This window comes from Corallococcus sp. M7 (assembly GCF_054512695.1).
Genome location: NZ_CM137252.1, coordinates 9,910,297 through 9,925,331, shown reverse-complemented (window position 1 = coordinate 9,925,331; position 15,035 = coordinate 9,910,297). Strand labels below are relative to the sequence as shown.

Annotated in this window: 17 protein-coding genes; 11 read left to right on the top strand and 6 right to left on the bottom strand. The window is 69.1% G+C overall.

Annotated elements, in window-relative coordinates; translation table 11 throughout:
- Positions 1 to 3,113: 3,113 nt before the first annotated feature.
- From ACX114_RS40135 to ACX114_RS40105, 7 genes are all read left to right on the top strand, one after another.
- The gene (locus ACX114_RS40135; RefSeq protein WP_459293382.1) at positions 3,114 to 3,905 is read left to right on the top strand and encodes a ParA family protein; all 792 of its coding nucleotides are present in this window, start codon (positions 3,114 to 3,116) and stop codon (positions 3,903 to 3,905) included.
- A gap of 117 nt (positions 3,906 to 4,022) precedes the next feature.
- Positions 4,023 to 4,931 carry a ParB/RepB/Spo0J family partition protein gene (locus ACX114_RS40130; protein ID WP_459293380.1) on the top strand — a complete coding sequence of 303 codons (909 nt, stop codon included), beginning with the start codon at positions 4,023 to 4,025 and terminating at the stop codon, positions 4,929 to 4,931.
- Positions 4,932 to 4,934: 3 nt separating this feature from the next.
- Positions 4,935 to 5,381, top strand: coding sequence for a bactofilin BacM (gene bacM / locus ACX114_RS40125; protein ID WP_223744348.1), 447 nt, complete (start codon positions 4,935 to 4,937; stop codon positions 5,379 to 5,381).
- Positions 5,382 to 5,389: 8 nt separating this feature from the next.
- Positions 5,390 to 5,635: a hypothetical protein gene (locus ACX114_RS40120; protein ID WP_459293378.1), complete on the top strand. Its 246-nt coding sequence runs from the start codon at positions 5,390 to 5,392 to the stop codon at positions 5,633 to 5,635.
- On the top strand, positions 5,626 to 5,943 hold the full coding sequence (locus tag ACX114_RS40115) for a hypothetical protein (RefSeq protein WP_459293376.1): 318 nt from the start codon (positions 5,626 to 5,628) through the stop codon (positions 5,941 to 5,943). The genes ACX114_RS40120 and ACX114_RS40115 overlap by 10 nt, the downstream gene beginning before the upstream one ends.
- 51 nt (positions 5,944 to 5,994) lie before the next feature.
- Positions 5,995 to 6,444, top strand: a complete 450-nt coding sequence (locus ACX114_RS40110; protein WP_459293374.1) for a CoA-binding protein — start codon at positions 5,995 to 5,997, stop codon at positions 6,442 to 6,444.
- A 263-nt stretch (positions 6,445 to 6,707) separates the two neighbouring features.
- Positions 6,708 to 6,899 carry a hypothetical protein gene (locus ACX114_RS40105; RefSeq protein WP_014400841.1) on the top strand — a complete coding sequence of 64 codons (192 nt, stop codon included), beginning with the start codon at positions 6,708 to 6,710 and terminating at the stop codon, positions 6,897 to 6,899.
- 80 nt (positions 6,900 to 6,979) lie between these two features.
- Here the strand turns inward: ACX114_RS40105 and egtD are convergent, their stop codons facing one another.
- The 3 genes from egtD to ACX114_RS40090 form a co-directional block, all read right to left on the bottom strand.
- The gene (gene egtD / locus ACX114_RS40100) at positions 6,980 to 8,005 is read right to left on the bottom strand and encodes an L-histidine N(alpha)-methyltransferase (RefSeq protein ID WP_459293372.1); all 1,026 of its coding nucleotides are present in this window, start codon (positions 8,003 to 8,005) and stop codon (positions 6,980 to 6,982) included.
- 7 nt (positions 8,006 to 8,012) lie between these two features.
- On the bottom strand, positions 8,013 to 9,299 hold the full coding sequence (gene egtB / locus ACX114_RS40095) for an ergothioneine biosynthesis protein EgtB (RefSeq protein WP_459293370.1): 1,287 nt from the start codon (positions 9,297 to 9,299) through the stop codon (positions 8,013 to 8,015).
- Positions 9,300 to 9,561: 262 nt separating this feature from the next.
- Positions 9,562 to 10,224, bottom strand: coding sequence for a trimeric intracellular cation channel family protein (locus tag ACX114_RS40090; protein ID WP_459293368.1), 663 nt, complete (start codon positions 10,222 to 10,224; stop codon positions 9,562 to 9,564).
- Positions 10,225 to 10,359: 135 nt separating this feature from the next.
- On the opposite strand from ACX114_RS40090, the gene ACX114_RS40085 reads away from it, so the two are divergent.
- On the top strand, positions 10,360 to 10,737 hold the full coding sequence (locus tag ACX114_RS40085) for a response regulator (protein ID WP_459293366.1): 378 nt from the start codon (positions 10,360 to 10,362) through the stop codon (positions 10,735 to 10,737).
- A 37-nt stretch (positions 10,738 to 10,774) separates the two neighbouring features.
- Here the strand turns inward: ACX114_RS40085 and ACX114_RS40080 are convergent, their stop codons facing one another.
- A complete protein-coding gene (locus ACX114_RS40080) occupies positions 10,775 to 11,044 on the bottom strand; it encodes a hypothetical protein (RefSeq protein WP_147447378.1) in 270 nt (89 codons plus the stop codon).
- A gap of 313 nt (positions 11,045 to 11,357) precedes the next feature.
- Between ACX114_RS40080 and ACX114_RS40075 the strand changes: the two genes are divergently transcribed.
- From ACX114_RS40075 to ACX114_RS40065, 3 genes are all read left to right on the top strand, one after another.
- Positions 11,358 to 11,867, top strand: a complete 510-nt coding sequence (locus tag ACX114_RS40075; RefSeq protein WP_459293364.1) for a hypothetical protein — start codon at positions 11,358 to 11,360, stop codon at positions 11,865 to 11,867.
- Between the two features lie 130 nt (positions 11,868 to 11,997).
- Positions 11,998 to 12,378, top strand: a complete 381-nt coding sequence (locus ACX114_RS40070; RefSeq protein ID WP_120564778.1) for a helix-turn-helix domain-containing protein — start codon at positions 11,998 to 12,000, stop codon at positions 12,376 to 12,378.
- A 28-nt stretch (positions 12,379 to 12,406) separates the two neighbouring features.
- Positions 12,407 to 12,889, top strand: coding sequence for a cupin domain-containing protein (locus ACX114_RS40065; protein ID WP_459293362.1), 483 nt, complete (start codon positions 12,407 to 12,409; stop codon positions 12,887 to 12,889).
- 4 nt (positions 12,890 to 12,893) lie between these two features.
- On the opposite strand, the gene ACX114_RS40060 is transcribed toward ACX114_RS40065, so the two are convergent.
- The gene (locus ACX114_RS40060; protein WP_459293360.1) at positions 12,894 to 13,607 is read right to left on the bottom strand and encodes an immunity 52 family protein; all 714 of its coding nucleotides are present in this window, start codon (positions 13,605 to 13,607) and stop codon (positions 12,894 to 12,896) included.
- Between the two features lie 14 nt (positions 13,608 to 13,621).
- Positions 13,622 to 14,962, bottom strand: coding sequence for a restriction endonuclease fold toxin 5 domain-containing protein (locus ACX114_RS40055; RefSeq protein ID WP_459293358.1), 1,341 nt, complete (start codon positions 14,960 to 14,962; stop codon positions 13,622 to 13,624).
- Positions 14,963 to 15,035: the final 73 nt, after the last annotated feature.

Sequence of the window (15,035 nt, the reverse complement as noted above, 5' to 3'; positions counted from 1 at the left end):
CGCGAAAAGCTGTTCACGAAGCATGGGACTCACGCCGTTGTCCGCGCGCAGGCATGCGGGTTGGTCCGCATCGCGCCACGGCTTCGAGTTCAGGCATCCGCATGGACGGGCCCGCGGAGCATGCGCATGCGCTCACCGGATCCGGTGCTTGATGGACATCGAAGAAGCGAAGCGATGGAAGCACGGGCTGAGTGCTCGACCGGTGTTCCACGTGGAACACGGCCGGACACGGGTCCGCGTGTGGAGGCACTGAAGAACAAGCGCTGAAGCGGCGCGCGGTTGTTCGCCGTGGTGTTGAACGGTGCCTGTCCTGGAGCGCTTGATGGAGTGAAGGGGAGGGGAGCTGGCGCCCATGCGGCTTCGCTTGTTCCACGTGGAACACGCTCCAAGAAGGGGCTCCGCTGGTTGCTTGGACTGCGGCCGTGAGCGTGAAGGGCAGCGCGTTGGATGTGCTGCTGGGCGCTGAAGAAGGGGCCGCATGAACGGCTCTTCATCAGACCCGCGTCACAACGGTTCGCGGGTCGTTGGGTCGCGGATCCGAACACGCATCCATGCCGTGGTTCATGGTTGGCGGAGGCGAAGCGAAGTGGATGGAAGGGAGCCCCAGGCTGGTTGCTCCTTCCCCAACCTCGGTTCGAAGAACGCGTGCCGGAAGTGGTTCAGGCACTTCCATTTCGCGGCTCCCATGACGTGTTCCACGTGGAACGTCCCGGCATGAATGCAGGGCTTGAAGCGGGCTCCAGTTCTCAACGAGCACCGGTGGGTTCAGCGCTTGGGAAAGGTGAGGGCGTGTTCCACGTGGAACGTGGTGGAGCCACTGCCTTGAGGCGCTGTCTTCATGAACGGCGCGGGACCGTGCTTTCACCTGCGCGTGTTCCACGTGGAACCTCATGGTGGTGACCGTGCCTTCAGCCACCTGGGTTCGCATGAAGCGCTGAAGGCTCCTCGATGCGCGGTGGTTGGAACGGCTTGAGCGTGTTCCACGTGGAACGTGCTGGTGGATCCACTGGCTGGACAGGGCAGGTCCCCGCGGCTTCTGGACCGTGCCTCGCCTGCCCGTTGTTGCTGCGCAGGTGCTCGCTGCACGCGCTTGAGATGGCGTGGACGTGTTCCACGTGGAACGGCTGCGTGAACCTGTCGCGTTGAAGGCGCCCGTGGCCACGGTGAATGCCGAGCCTTCCTTCGCTCATGTGCTCGCGACCGCATCCGCGTGTTCCACGTGGAACGCCGGTGTTCGGCCATGGCCTGGCACCGTCCTCGTCCTTCGCGCCGCCTGTTCGAAACGGTGTGGCGCGGTTCATCTGAAGCGGTGCTGGGTCGGGAACCTGGTTGTGGGAACCGTGTACTCGCCGCCGCGTGCGCGTGTTCCACGTGGAACCTGTCAGCGCGTGCGTGCGGCCTTGAGTTGGCGCGGTTCACGGCACGCGTCGAACCGTTCTTCCTCATGCCGAGGTTCGTGAACTCACGCGTGTTCCGCGAAGCGCGTCGGCCGTTCCTCTTCGTGGTGAGGTTCGCGTGCTCATGCGTGTTCCACGTGGAACGCGCGCACGAAGGCGAGGCCGTTGGTCGGCACGGCCCGCGAAGCGCGTCGAACCGTTTCTCTTCGTGGCGAGGTTCGCGAGCTCACGCGTGTGGAACGCGCGGCGCGAAGGCAAGGTCGTTGGTCGGCACGGTCCGCGAAGCACGCTGGGCCGTTGTTGCGCATCGTGAGTTCGTGCGTTCGCGTGTTCCACGTGGAACGAGCGGCACGGATGCGCGGCCTTGAGTTGGCGTGGTCCGCGAAGTGCGCTGGGCCGTTGTTGCGCATCGTGAGGTCGTGCGTTCGCGTGCTCCATGTGGAACGAGCGGCACGGATGGCGGCCTTGCGTTGGCGTGGTCCCTGAAACGCACCGGACCGTTCTTCCGCATGGCGGCGCTCGACCTCCGGCGGGTTCCACGTGGAACCTGGGGGCACGGGTGCGGGGGCTTGGCTTGGCGCGGTCCAAGAAACGCGTGGACCGTTCCTCCGCGTGGCGAGGTCCGCGTGCTCATGCGCGTTCCACGTGGAGCCTGCGGGCGTGCGACTTCAGTTGGCGTGGTCCGCGAAGCGCGCTGGTCCGGCTCTCCACATGGCGGGGGTTCGGCCTCCTACGTGCTCCATGTAGAACGGCTGGCTGGATGGACGACCTCCGACTGCCTCGATTCCGGAAGGTCAGACCGTGAGGCCGCGTGGCGGTGCTCGCATCCGTTCATGCCGCGTGACTCGCCTTCGATGTCCCGCCCCTCATTGGATGGGGAGGCGCGAGAAGTGGCGGACCGTCTTTCCATGTCGCAGTGGTCGCACCCGCGGGCGGTTGTTCAAGTGACCGGCTCAGCTTCGAAGCGCCGTCCGCGTTGAGTGGGTTCGTGCGGAGCATGGCCCGACCGTCCTTCCAACCCGCGGTGCGCATCAGGGGACGGTCGCTCATGGGAGCGGCTTACCCGATGCCTCCACGCCTCAAGCGTGGTTCGTGGAAGGTGACCCGTCCGCGTTGCTCGCGTTGGTAGAGGCGGTCACGGGAACGCCTGGCGTGGGCGGCTCCGGTTGGCGCGGTTCGCGGCGGCATGGCGCGGGTTCCACGTGGAGCCGCCGGTGGTCGTGGCTGGACCCGTGCATCCACGAACCGCGCGAACGCCGGACCGATGATGGGCGCCGTGCCGGACGGCGCGCTTGAGCTGCGTCCCCACGGACCGAAGTCGCCGGACCGGCTCGCGCGAATCCACCCGCCGCACGAACTTACGAAGCCCGACCGGTTCTACGTGAAACGGCGAACTCACGAACCGCGTGAAGCCGTCACCACGAACTCGCCGCGCGGGACCTCCTGAAAAACCCAACACCCTTCCGCCCCGCACGGAATCGCCACCCCGAAAGCAGCCGAGCAGGCACGCGCAGCCACCCTCATCCGCGCGAATTTCCACCGCCCACGGGCCCCCGAGCGAGGGGCCGGGCAGGGCCCAAGTCCCACCTTGGATGGGAAATTGATCCATCCTCGAACCCCGTGCTAGCTGCCTGATCAGGCCCCGATTCGCGCGCACGTCCGCGCGAAACGCGGGCGGGGCTCTGGCGTCAGCCGGGGCGAGAGAGGATGGGCCACGTGGGTCGTATCATCTGCATCTCCAACCAGAAGGGCGGCGTGGGAAAGACCACCACCGCCATCAACCTCGCCGCGAGCCTCGCCTCCGCGGAGCGCCGCACCCTGCTGGTGGACATGGACCCCCAGGGCAACGCCGGCAGCGGCCTGGGCATCAAGCGCGAGAACCTCACCGGCACCGTCTACGACGCACTCCTCGGAGGCCGGCCCGCTTCGGAGCTGGTCCACCCCACCGAGCTGCGCTTCCTCCAGGTCATCCCCGCCACGCCCGACCTCACCGGCGCGGAGGTCGAGCTCGTCAACCAGGAGCGCCGCGAGTTCCGCCTGCGCGAAGCCCTGCTGCCGCTCAAGGACAAGTACGACTACATCATCATCGACTGCCCGCCCTCGCTCGGCCTGCTCACGCTCAACGCGCTGGTGACCGCGGACTCCGTCCTCATCCCGCTCCAGTGCGAGTACTACGCGCTCGAGGGTCTGTCGCAGCTCACGCACACCATCGACCTGGTCAAGCAGGGGCTCAACCCCTCGCTGAAGATGGAGGGCATCCTCCTGACCATGTTCGACGCGCGCGCCAACATCGCCCACCAGGTCGTGGATGAGGTGCGCGGCTACTTCAAGGACCAGGTCTTCCAGGCCGTCGTGCCGCGCAACGTGCGCCTGTCCGAGTGCCCGTCCTTCGGCAAGCCGATCATCCTCTATGACATCAAGTCCAAGGGCTGCGAGAGCTACCTGGCCCTGGGCCGCGAGCTGATGCGCCGGGACTCCCCCAAGCCGTCCAAGCGCCGGGTCGCCTGACCGGTCGCCTCCTTAATAGAGAGATGTGAATGGTGGGACCGGGTGCCCGGTTCGCCGTGAAGCACCCAAGGCCCATGCGCGCCGGTCCCAGGCCGGCGCGGGGAGTTCCCAACCGCCGTGCAGAAGAACGCAGACACCCAGAAGCGCGCCCTGGGCCGGGGCCTGTCCGCCCTCATCCCCCAGGCCGCCCCCGCCGCTCCGGCGCCCGCCGCGCCGCCGCCGAAGCCCGGCGTGCTCAAGCTGGCCATCGAGTCCATCCACCGCGACCCGCTCCAGCCCCGCCGCCACTTCGACGAGACGAAGCTCACCGAGCTCACCGACTCCATCAAGGCGCAGGGCCTGCTCCAGCCCATCCTCGTCCGGAAGAACCCGAACAAGGGCGGCGACGGCTACCTCATCATCGCGGGCGAGCGCCGCTGGCGCGCCTCCCAGGCCGCGGGCCTGAAGGAGATCCCCGCCATCGTGCGCGAGGTCACGGAGGCCGAGTCCTTCGAACTCGCCCTGGTGGAGAACCTCCAGCGGGCGGACCTCAACCCCATTGAAGAGGCGGACGGCTACCGGCGCCTGGTGGAGGAGTTCAAGCTCACGCAGGAGCAGGTGGCGCAGAAGGTCGGCAAGGAGCGCTCCACCGTCGCGAACGCGCTGCGCCTGCTGGCCCTGCCCCCGGACGTGAAGGCCATGGTGGCGGACGGGTCGCTGTCCATGGGCCACGCTCGCGCGCTGCTCGGCGTGCCCCGGCTGCCGGAGCTCCAGAACCTGGCGAAGCAGGTGACGGAGAAGAAGCTGTCCGTGCGCGACACGGAGCGGCTGGTCCAGCAGGGCAAGTCCGCGAAGGGTGGCAAGGACGCAGGGAAGCCGGCGCCCAAGGTGAGCCCGCAGGTGAAGGCCCTCACCGAGGAGCTGCAGCGTCGGTTGGGAACAAAGGTCCGTCTGTCGGAGAAAAGCCCGGGAAAAGGCACCCTGGAAGTCGACTTCTTCTCCTACGATGACCTCGACAGGCTGTTGAAGCTTCTGAGGAAGGAGTAGGGCGTGGCGCTCCTTGGCGGGAAGAAAGACGAAGCACCCAGCAAGCCCCTGTTCAAACGGGAGGAGGATTTCGTGTCGACGCGTCCGGGTGAGGTTCACACGCTTCTGGGCAAGGGAAGCGAGTTCGAGGGGAAGCTCACCTTCGAAGGTCAGGTTCGAATCGACGGCAAGTTCAACGGGCAGATTGTCACCAAGGACGTGCTCGTCATTGGCGACGGCGCCCGCGTGCAGGCGGAGATCCAGGCCGGCACCGTCATCATCAACGGCACCGTGGAAGGCAACGTGCGCGCCACGCAGCTCATCGAGCTGAAGCAGCCGGGCCGCGTGAAGGGCAACCTGGAGACGCCGTCGCTCTCCATGGACCGCGGCGTCATCTTCGAGGGCTCCCTCAAGATGGAGAACCTGGGCAAGGGCGGTGGAAACCCGCCGCCGCCCGGAGAGAAGAAGTAACGGTGCGCGTGCTCGCGTCCCACGCGCGGAGGACCCCGAGGCTCCTGGGCCTCGGGCTCGTCTCGCTCGGAGTTCTCTTCGGCGGCTGCGAGGGCTGCCAGAAGAAGACGCCGGTCGACGAGGTCTCCGGGGAGGACGCGGGGCTGCGCTCGGGCGTGAAGGTGCCGCTGCCGCCGGGCTGGTCCGCGCAGGTGGCCACCGACGGCAGCTTCCAGGCGGCCCTCCCGGCCGCCCGGCGCTGCGCGTGGATTTGAAGCCGGGGCAGGGCGAGCAGATGCCCTCCTCGGAGACGCTGGCGGACAACGTCCGTCAGCAGATGAAGCAGTTCACGCTGTCGCTGGACCAGGAGGAGGACACTCCGTCCTTCGCCCTCCTGCGCGTGACCATGGCCCCGTCCCTGGCGGACGGCGGCGTGGGACCGGAGGCGCCCGCGTTCTTCGGCGCCCGGCGCGTGGGGGAGGACCTGTTCCTCTGCGCCAGCCTCCCCGGCGCCACCACCGAGGAAGTCCGCCTGGCCACCGAGGCCTGCCGTACCATCCAGGTCCAGGCCGCGCCCCGCTGACAGTCCCTGCGCGAGGGCTGCGGCCTCCTTATGAAGGAGCGCGGAGGCCTCATGGACGACTGGCGCAAGAACCTCATCGAAGACGCGGAAGGCATTGGCGAGCTGCTCGCGCGCACGAAGCGCATCGCCGTGCTGGGCATCCGCCCGGAAGCACAGGCGGACAAGCCCGCGCACGCCATCCCGAAGTTCCTCCAGGACCACGGCTTCGTCATCCTGCCCGTGCCCACGCACGGCGAGCAGGGGAGCATCCTGGGCACCCCCATCTCCATCTCGCTGAAGGACCTGCCCGGAGAGGTGGACGTGGTGCAGGTGTTCCTGCGGCCGGACGACATCGATGCGCACGTGGACGCGATGCTGGAGAAGAAACCGCACGCGGTGTGGTTCCAGTTGGGCATCCGCAATGACGCCGCGGCCGAGCGGCTGGCGCGCGCGGGCATCCGCGTGGTGCAGGACCACTGCATGAAGGTGGAGTGGAAGAAGCGCCACCCGGAAGGCCGATAAGCGACGGCGGAGGAGAACCCGGGAACGTCCTGCGCGGCCCGGGTGTCCTCATTACGTGATGAGCGTGAGGTTTCGAGCGGCTGCGACTCACAGGGGATGGACTTCGGGGCCGGCCCGGGGTGCAATTCCGTCCACGTGCTGTCAGCCGGAGTCCCCGGGACTTCCCGAAAGCCTTCCGACTTCCTAACCTTAGCTTCCCGACCTGTGTCGAGCGCCCGCCCGTCCCGGGTCTTCACGCTGTGCCCCTCGTAAGGAGTCCGCGCATGACGCTCACCGAGATGCTTCCCCTCCCCCTGGCCGCCGTGGAGATCGGGCCCCTGGGTGAGCAGCTAGCAGCGGCGGGGGGACTCGTCATCACCGCGGCGGCCGCGCTCTGGGCCGCGTGGACGCGCCCGCAGCAGCAGCCGGCTCCGGTGCCGGTGCCCGTGCGCCGCGATCCCCCGCGCCGCCGCTAGGCCGCACCGTCGTCATCACCGTCTGGATTTCGGGCCCTGTCCCGGCGCCGCTGAAGCGCAGCGCCGGGCGGCCCTGAGCCCTACCGCTTCATCGCCAGCGACAGCGCGAAGTCTCCGTCAGCGTCCGTCCACCACGCGGCCAGGTCGAGGCCCGCGTCGCTGAGCTCCGCCTGCACCTGCTCGCGACAGAACTTGCAGCTCACCTCCGTGCGCAGACATTCGCCTTCCGCGAACTCCACGCGCCGCTCCAGGTCCTTCAGCCACACGGACTGGGCCTTGCGTGAGATGAGGCGCATCTCGATCCACTTGTTCGTCTCATCGAACGGGGCCAGGTGCTCGAAGGCCTCCGGATCGAAGTCCGCGTTCAGCTCGCGGTTGAGCACGCGCAGCACGTTGCGGTTGAAGTCCGCCGTCACGCCCGCGCTGTCGTTGTAGGCGGCGAAGAGGCGCTCGCGGTCCTTGATCAGGTCCGTGCCCAGCAAGAGCCCGTCCCCGGGCTTCAGCCCCGACGCCAGCTCGCGCAGGAACAGCGCGCGCTGCGCGGGCTTCAGGTTGCCGATGGTGCCGCCCAGGAAGGCGATGAGCCGCCGGCCGCCGCCCGGGATGCGGCCCAGGTGCTGCTCGAAGTCGCCCACCACCGCGTGCACGGCGATGCGCGGGTACTCGCGCGCCAGGTCCTCCGCGGCCTTGCGCAGGAAGGCCTCGCTCACGTCGAAGGGCACGAAGCGCTTGAGCTGTCCGGCCGCGTCCATCGCGTCCAGGAGCAGGCGCGTCTTCTCGCTGGTGCCGCTGCCCAATTCCACCAGCGTGTCCGCGCCGCTCAGCCGGGCCACGTCATCCGCGTGGGCGCGCAGAATTTCGCGCTCACGGCGCGTGGGGTAGTACTCCGGCAGACGGGTGATGTCGTCGAAGAGCTGGCTGCCGCGCTCGTCGTAGAGCCACTTGGGGCTCAGCTCCTTGTGGGGCCCGTGGCAGAGCCCCTCCAGCACCTCCGCGCGCAGCGAGTGCCGTGCGTCACCGGGTTGCACGTGCACGTCCACCTTCACGCCCGGCGACGCGTAGTCCTCCGCGATGCGTGCCTCGCTCTGCTCCGACCTCATCCTCATGTGACCCTCACCTCACGTCGCGTGCACAGCGGAAGCCGGCGAAGATCTGCCGGCGGATGGGGAAGTCCCAGTTGCGGAAGCTGTTGCGCACCGCCACCGGCGCGCTCGCCCAGGCTCCGCCGCGCAGCACCTTGGAGGTGTCTCCGAAGAAGACCTCCGAGTACTCGCGATACGGAAAGGCCCGGAAGCCCGCGTACGGTTGGAAGTCGCTGGCGGTCCATTCCCAGACGTCGCCGAGCAATCCCCAGACACCGTCCGCGCTGCCGCCCAGCGGATGGCTGCCCACGGGCGACGGCCCCCAGCGCGTCCCGCCCAGGTTGGCGTGCGCGTCCGTGGGCGAGGCGTCGCCCCAGGGGTGCGCGCGCGGGATGCCGTCACTGCCCTGCGCGGCCTTCTCCCACTCGGCCTCGGTGGGCAGGCGCTTGCCGGCCCAGCGCGCGTACGCGTCCGCCTCGTACCAGGACACGTGCTGCACGGGCTCGTCCTTGGGCAGACGCTCCACCGTGCCGAAGCGGCGGCGCAGCCAGACGTGGTTGCCCTGCGGACTCCAGAAGAGCGGGTGACGGATGTGCTCCGCCTGGATCCACGCGAAGCCCTTGGGGTCCCACCAGCGCGGATCCTCGTAGCCGCCGGACTCCACGAACACGAGGAAGTCCCCCGTGGTGACCGGGTGCGCGTCCAGGAGGAAGGGCTTGAGCTCCACGACGTGCCGGGGGCGCTCGTTGTCGTAGGCCCACGGGTCGTCGCTGCCCAGGCGCACCGGGCCGCCGGGGATGAAGACCTCGTGCTGCGGCACCGCGCCGGGCTGGGGGCGCAGCGCCTCCACCGGGTGGTACTCCACATGCGTCATCAGTTGCAGCGTGGCCGCCAGCGTCTCCGCGTGCTGCTGCGCGTGCTGCGCCACCATGCCGAAGACGAAGCCGCCGTGGATCAACGGATCCGCGCTGTCCTCGCTCAGCGTCTCCAGGTGCGCGCCCACCGCCTCGCGCACGCGGGTGGCGTAGGCCCAGGCGGCCTCCGGCTCCAGCAGCGGCAGCGTGGACCGCGTGTTTCGCGGGTGGCGGAAGGCGTCGTAGATGGCGTCGAACGCGGGGTCGGTGAAGGCCGGAGCCCCCAGCGCGCGCAGGAGCCACTGCTCCTCGTAGTTCGCCACGTGGGCCACGTCCCACACGAGCGGGGACATGAGCGGCGAGTGCTGCCGCATCAACTCCGCCTCCGGCAGCGGCGCGAGCATCGACTGGATGCGCTCCCGCCCCGCCTCCAGCTCCCGCCAGGCCCGGACCTTCCACGGCATGGCCTGCTGGGGGACTCGAGCGCTCCCCTGTTCCTGGCTCCTCAGCGACATGGTCGGCCCAAGGTAGGAAGGGGCTCCAGGCCCCGCTAACCCCCCGGGCCCCCCTGGTGGGACAGACCCGTGAGGGAGCACACGTTTGCGAGCCCGCTTCCCCTCCGCGGTGACACGGAGTCCTAGCCAAGGAAGAGAACCCTGTCGGGGAATTCTGGACCGAAGAGTTCGTTTCTGTCCAAAAGATACTCCCCGGAGCGCCGCTCGAACCTCAGGGCGGGCCGCGCTGGCGGCGCGACTGGAGCCGGTCCAGCAGGTGGAGCAGGTCGAACCGGGGCGGCAGCCGCCACCGGCGCCACATGGCGGTGAGGCGCAGCAGGCTGGCCCCGGCGATGGCGGCGGCCTCGGCCAGGGGCGCGGGCAACTCCAGCCCCACCGCGAGCGCGACGTAGAAGAGGCCGCACAGCAGCGCGACGGTGGCGTACAGCTCGCCGGGGGAGACCAGCGCGGTGCGCTCGCCCAGGAGCACGTCCCGGATGACGCCTCCGCCCACGGAGGTGACGAGCCCCAGGAACACCGCGGACGGCAGGGGCAGCTGGAACGTGAGCGCCTTCTCCAGCCCCAGCACCACCCACATGCCCAACAGCAGCGCGTCCACCACGTCCAGCGCCCGGTGCAGCCGGGACAGCCACGGCCCGCAGAGGACGGCCAGCACCGCGCACGCGCCCACCGCCAGCAGGTAGCGCGACGAGCGCAGCGCCGCGGGCGTCTGCCCGAGCAGCACGTCGCGCAGCATCCCGCCCCCCACGCTGGTGCAGATGGACAGGGCCAGCACCGCCATGGCGTCCAGCTCCCGCCGCAGCGCGTGCAGCGCCCCCGACAGGGCCCCCAGCCCCACCGCGCCCAGCTCCAGGTAGACGGGCAGCGTCAGCATGACTCCCGAACCTCCCAGAGTGGCCGACCCGGCCCCAAGGGGGTCATCCTCCAAGGCGGTCATCTGTCCACCAGTTGTCTGGGTATTCCGGGAAGGCGTGCCCGTGTGGGGGAGGGGGTCTCTATGCTGAGGGACATGGTTCAGCCCGTGCCGCACAAGCCCGTGCTGGTGGTGGAGGACGACGAGGATGCTCGCGCCGCCATCGCCGAAATCCTGGAAGCCGACGGCTACGAGGTGGCCGTCGCCGCCAATGGCCGCGAGGCCCTGGACGAGCTCCAGCACCTGCCTCCGCCGAGCCTCATCCTGCTGGACCTGAGGATGCCGGTGATGGACGGCCCGGAGTTCCTGCGCCACCTGCGCGCGGACTGGCCGCGGCTGAAGGCCGTGCCGGTGCTGCTGCTGTCAGGCGTGGGGGCGGAGGCGCTGCCGGACACGGGCGGCCTCTTGAAGAAGCCCATCGTCCCGGACGAGCTGCTGGCCACCGTGGGCCGGCTGTCCGGCCGGAGCGCGTGAACCCGGGGGCCCCGTGGCAGGCGGGCCCCTTCGTGTGTCAGCCCAGCCGCGTCACCGCGAGCAGCGTGAGCGTGCTGGCGCGAGGGTCCTTCTCGTAGACGAGCTCCAGGTCATGCCCCTCCACGCGGTGCCGCGCGGGGCCCGCCACCGAGTCGTGTGACTTCGACCGCTCCGCCAACCGCGCCAGGGTCTGTTGCAGGGCCTCGAAGGCCTCGGAGGACATCCGACCCACTTCCCGCCACGCGGGCGGCGCGTAGTGGACGCGGTACGGCAGGACCAGGCGGTTTCTTGCGGAAGACTGGGACACGGGTTGGGTTCCTCGACGCTCCTCCGGCCTTGCGAACCGCGTGCCCATCCTCCGCTGCCGGGAATTCCAGGCACTTTCGCGGTGGGTCAGCGATGACGTCTGAAGAACTTACGGACTGGCCCGAAATCGTAGGGGAAGAAATGACTGGCCGTATGGCAGGCCCGGCAGCGGGGTGAAGGGGCCCCTGGCCGTCCGTCCGGGTGGGGCTGGGGCGGCCCGGGGGGCGAGGTGGCTGCCCCCTTCCGCGTGCGGTGCGCAGCCTTGAGGGGACGGGGCCGTTTCCGGCGCCCGCGCACCCCCGAGGAGGCACACCATGGCACGGAGGACTCCCACTCCCTGGTCGCTGACGAACGGGCTGTTGTTTGGCCTGGCCGCGGGCGTGTTGCTGGCGCTGGCGCAGACGGCGTTGGCGGTGGCGGCGGGAGAGGGGCCGCTGGTGCCGGTGCGGATGAGCGCGGCGGTGGTGCTGGGGCCGCCGGCCTTCACGCCGCAGGTGTCCACGGCGATGGCGGTCGCGGTGGGGCTGGGGGTGCACCTGGTCATCGCGGCGGGCTGGGGCGTGGTGTACGCGCTGCTGGACGCGATGCTGCCGGTGGACGGGCGGGGGCGCTGGGAGTTCCAGGCCGCGGTGGGGATGCTCTTCGGCATCTTCGTGTGGCTGGTGGACTTCCAACTGCTGGCGCGCGGCTACTTCCCGTGGTTCCTGAGCGTCCCGCAGTTCCTGCAGATTGTGTGGCACGCGGTGTTCCTGGGGCTGCCCATGGCCCTGCTCTTCACCGCGGCCGAGCGCCGGCGCGCGCCCGTGCCCGAGCCCACCCCCTGAGAGGGACGGTCCCGGGAGGGCGTGGAAGGTCGGAAAAAACGCCAGAGGTAAGGTGACATGACACGACCTTCAGGGTTAAGCCCAGCGCCCGGTGCCATGGAGGCCCCACGCACCCGGGACTGAGAAGGGCATGGACACGGAACTGGCGGGAATCCTCGGCTCGGCGGCACGGAACGTCCGGGTGAAGCTGGGTCTGACGCAGGCGGACGTGGCGGACCGCATCGGCATGGCGTCCGAGGTGTATGGCCGGCTGGAGCGCGGCCACATGCTGCCGAGCGTGCAGAACCTGCGCCGTCTGTGCGTCGTCCTGAACATCCCGCCGCATGACCTGCTGGGGCTGGGCGAGGAGTTCGCGGCGCCGCCGCCGAAGGAGAAGCCCCGGGTGCGGACGGAGGAGGACGTGCCGGAGATGCGGCGGCTGATGCGCAACCTGCGGCGGCTGACGCCGGTGCAGCTGAAGCTGATGAACCTGGTGGCGTCCGCGATGCAGCAGCAGAAGAAGAAGCCCTGAGGGGGCGTGGCGTTAGACTGGGTCCACCATGGTTGAAGAGCTGGTGAGGAGGCTGGACCTCAAGCCCCATCCGGAGGGCGGCTACTACCGGGAGACGTACCGGGCGGCGTTCCAGGTGCAGACGCTGCGAGGGCGCAGGTCCGCGGGGACGGCCATCTACTACCTGTTGCAGCGGGGGGAGTTCTCCGCGTGGCACCGGGTGGTGGGCGCGGACGAGCTGTGGCTGTTCCACGACGGGGAGCCGTTGGCGTTGCACCTGGTGCACGAGGACGGCCGGGTGGAGTCCCCGGTGTTGGGGCGGGACGTGACGCAGGGCCATCAGCCGCAGGTGCTGGTGCCGGCGGGGGTGCTCCAGGCGGCGGAGCCGCTGGGCGCGTACACGCTGGTGGGCTGCACGGTGTCGCCGGGCTTCGAGTTCGCGGACTTCGAGTTGCCGGAGGCGGAGGCGCTGGTGGCCCGCCACCCGGCGCACGAGACGCTGCTGCGCAGGTTCGCGAAGGCCGGGCGCTGAAGGGCTAGGTGCCCCAGGGGCGCAGCGGGGTGAGCAGCCCCGCCGCCTGGAGGCGCGCCTGGACGTCCGCGGCGAGGGCGACGTGGGCGGGGTTGGAGACGCTGAACTTCTCCTGCGTGAGGGTGATGAGCGTGCCCCGGTCCGGGATGTGCTCCACCTGGACGGAGGAGGGCAGCGGAGGCACGGACCCGCGGAAGTCGGCGAGGTAGGTGACCCAGCCGATGTAATTCTCGACCATGGGGACTGCGACGAGCTCCCGGTGCTGGTCGGAGGCCGCCAGGGCGAACTCAGGTTCCCACGCGAGCGCCATGGCGCGCACCACGCCGGTCATGACTGGCGCGGTCACGACTCGCTTCGCGACCTCGCTCTGGCCCAGCGAGTGGAGGATGCAGGCGGAGCACGCGTGTATCGAAGAGCCGCCGCAGTTGCCGTTGATACCCGAAGTTTCATCCTCCGTTTCTCCAGCCCAGAGCCAGAAATCGGAGGCGCCGCCAAACCGGTTGCTCTTCTGTCCCAGGAGCTTCGCGAGCGTCTTGGTATCTGCCTGGACCTGTCGCTTGCGTGCCTTTTCGAAGGTCGCCGCGGATTGATGCCAGCGGTTCCAGGTTGGCTCGAGTAGGGCCATCTTGCCGAGGAAGGTCTCCAGGCGTCTGGCGCAGACTTCCACTGGCTCAGGTCGGGCCAGCCAGTAGCAACCCGCGAAATGCGTCTCGAGCATGGTCTCAGCATGCCTCACTTGATTGGGGGGATGGAGACCACTTCGATGGGGTATCGATTGGCTTCGAATGCTTTACGAAGAAATGTGGCGAAGCGCTCCTCCGCGACAATCCAGCGGATGCGCCGTCCTCCTGCCACACTGACCTGGCGCCTGGCTTGCGCAACCACCTTGCCAAAGCCTTTGAAGAACTCCTTCAGTGACATGTTGTCCTGGATGAACTTCGCGTAGCCCGGGCCCTTGGCCTCCAGCAGCAGGTCGTCGGCCAGGTCGTAGCCGTCGAAGTCGACCTCGTCGTCGCCTACCTTGAGCCGGTATGCGGAGCCCTTCGGCGCTCCCGTCACCTGGGCTTGATAGTCGCGGGCACGGTCGGACATCGACTCATTCACCTGCACCCACTTGCCCGGACCTCCTGAGCTGCTCGGAGGAGGCGGGCCCATCGTGGCCATGGCCACCGCCGTGGACGCGAGCGTCACCTCCACCACGCCGTCCACCACCGCCACTGCGCTCACGTCCAACACGCGTGCCGGGTTGAAGCCCGCATTCGCCGCGCCCGCTCTCACCGCATCCGGGAAGCGTGGCATCAAGCTGAGCGATGACGACAACCCCATCGTCACGCCGTGACTCACCAGCACCGTCACCGCGAGCACGAAGACGCGCGCTACCTCTGGCCCCAGTGCTTGCGCGAAGACTTCCGCCGCTTCCTCCAACTCCTGGAACGTCCGCGCTCGGTCCGTCGCATCCTTCAGCGCCCCGCATGCACGGACCACAGCAAGGAACGACTGCACGCCCACGTACGCCAGGAACACAGCTGCAATCACCGCCGCGGCCTTGGTGAACACGGGCTCCGGTGCCGCGGCCAGCACCACCCAGGACGCAATCGCTCCCGAGACCACGGACACGAAGAACTCCGGGTTCAGCGTGTCCTGCAACGCGGCCCCGATGCTCGCGCGCAACGGGTCCAGCGACATGCCCACCGCGAGCGTCAGCCGGTCCAGTTCACCGAAACCCGCCCCATCCTCCAACAAGGACAGACAATCTTTCGAAGCCTCATGCGCCCGGCACCACCGCCCGTACCCCTCCCGCAGCATGAACCCAAACCCCAGGTCCAGCTGCGCTCCCTTCTTCGCGACCGCGCGCACCACCCTGGGTGACCTCACCGTCAGCGGCACCTCCAACACCAGCCGCGCCAGCGCCTCCTCGAACTCGCGCGCGCTCACCGGCACGCGCCGGTCCCACGTCACCGGCGCATACGTCCGGGTCCCCCGCTCCGTGCGCAGCCGCACCGTGGGCCCGCTGGCGCAGCCCGTGAGCAGCACGAACAACACCATCCACACGCTGGCCCTGTGTGCACGCATGCCCAACAGCATGCGCTCCAAAGACAACGGGGCGGAAGGCCCGTGCGGACCTCCCGCCCCGAAGGGGCACCGC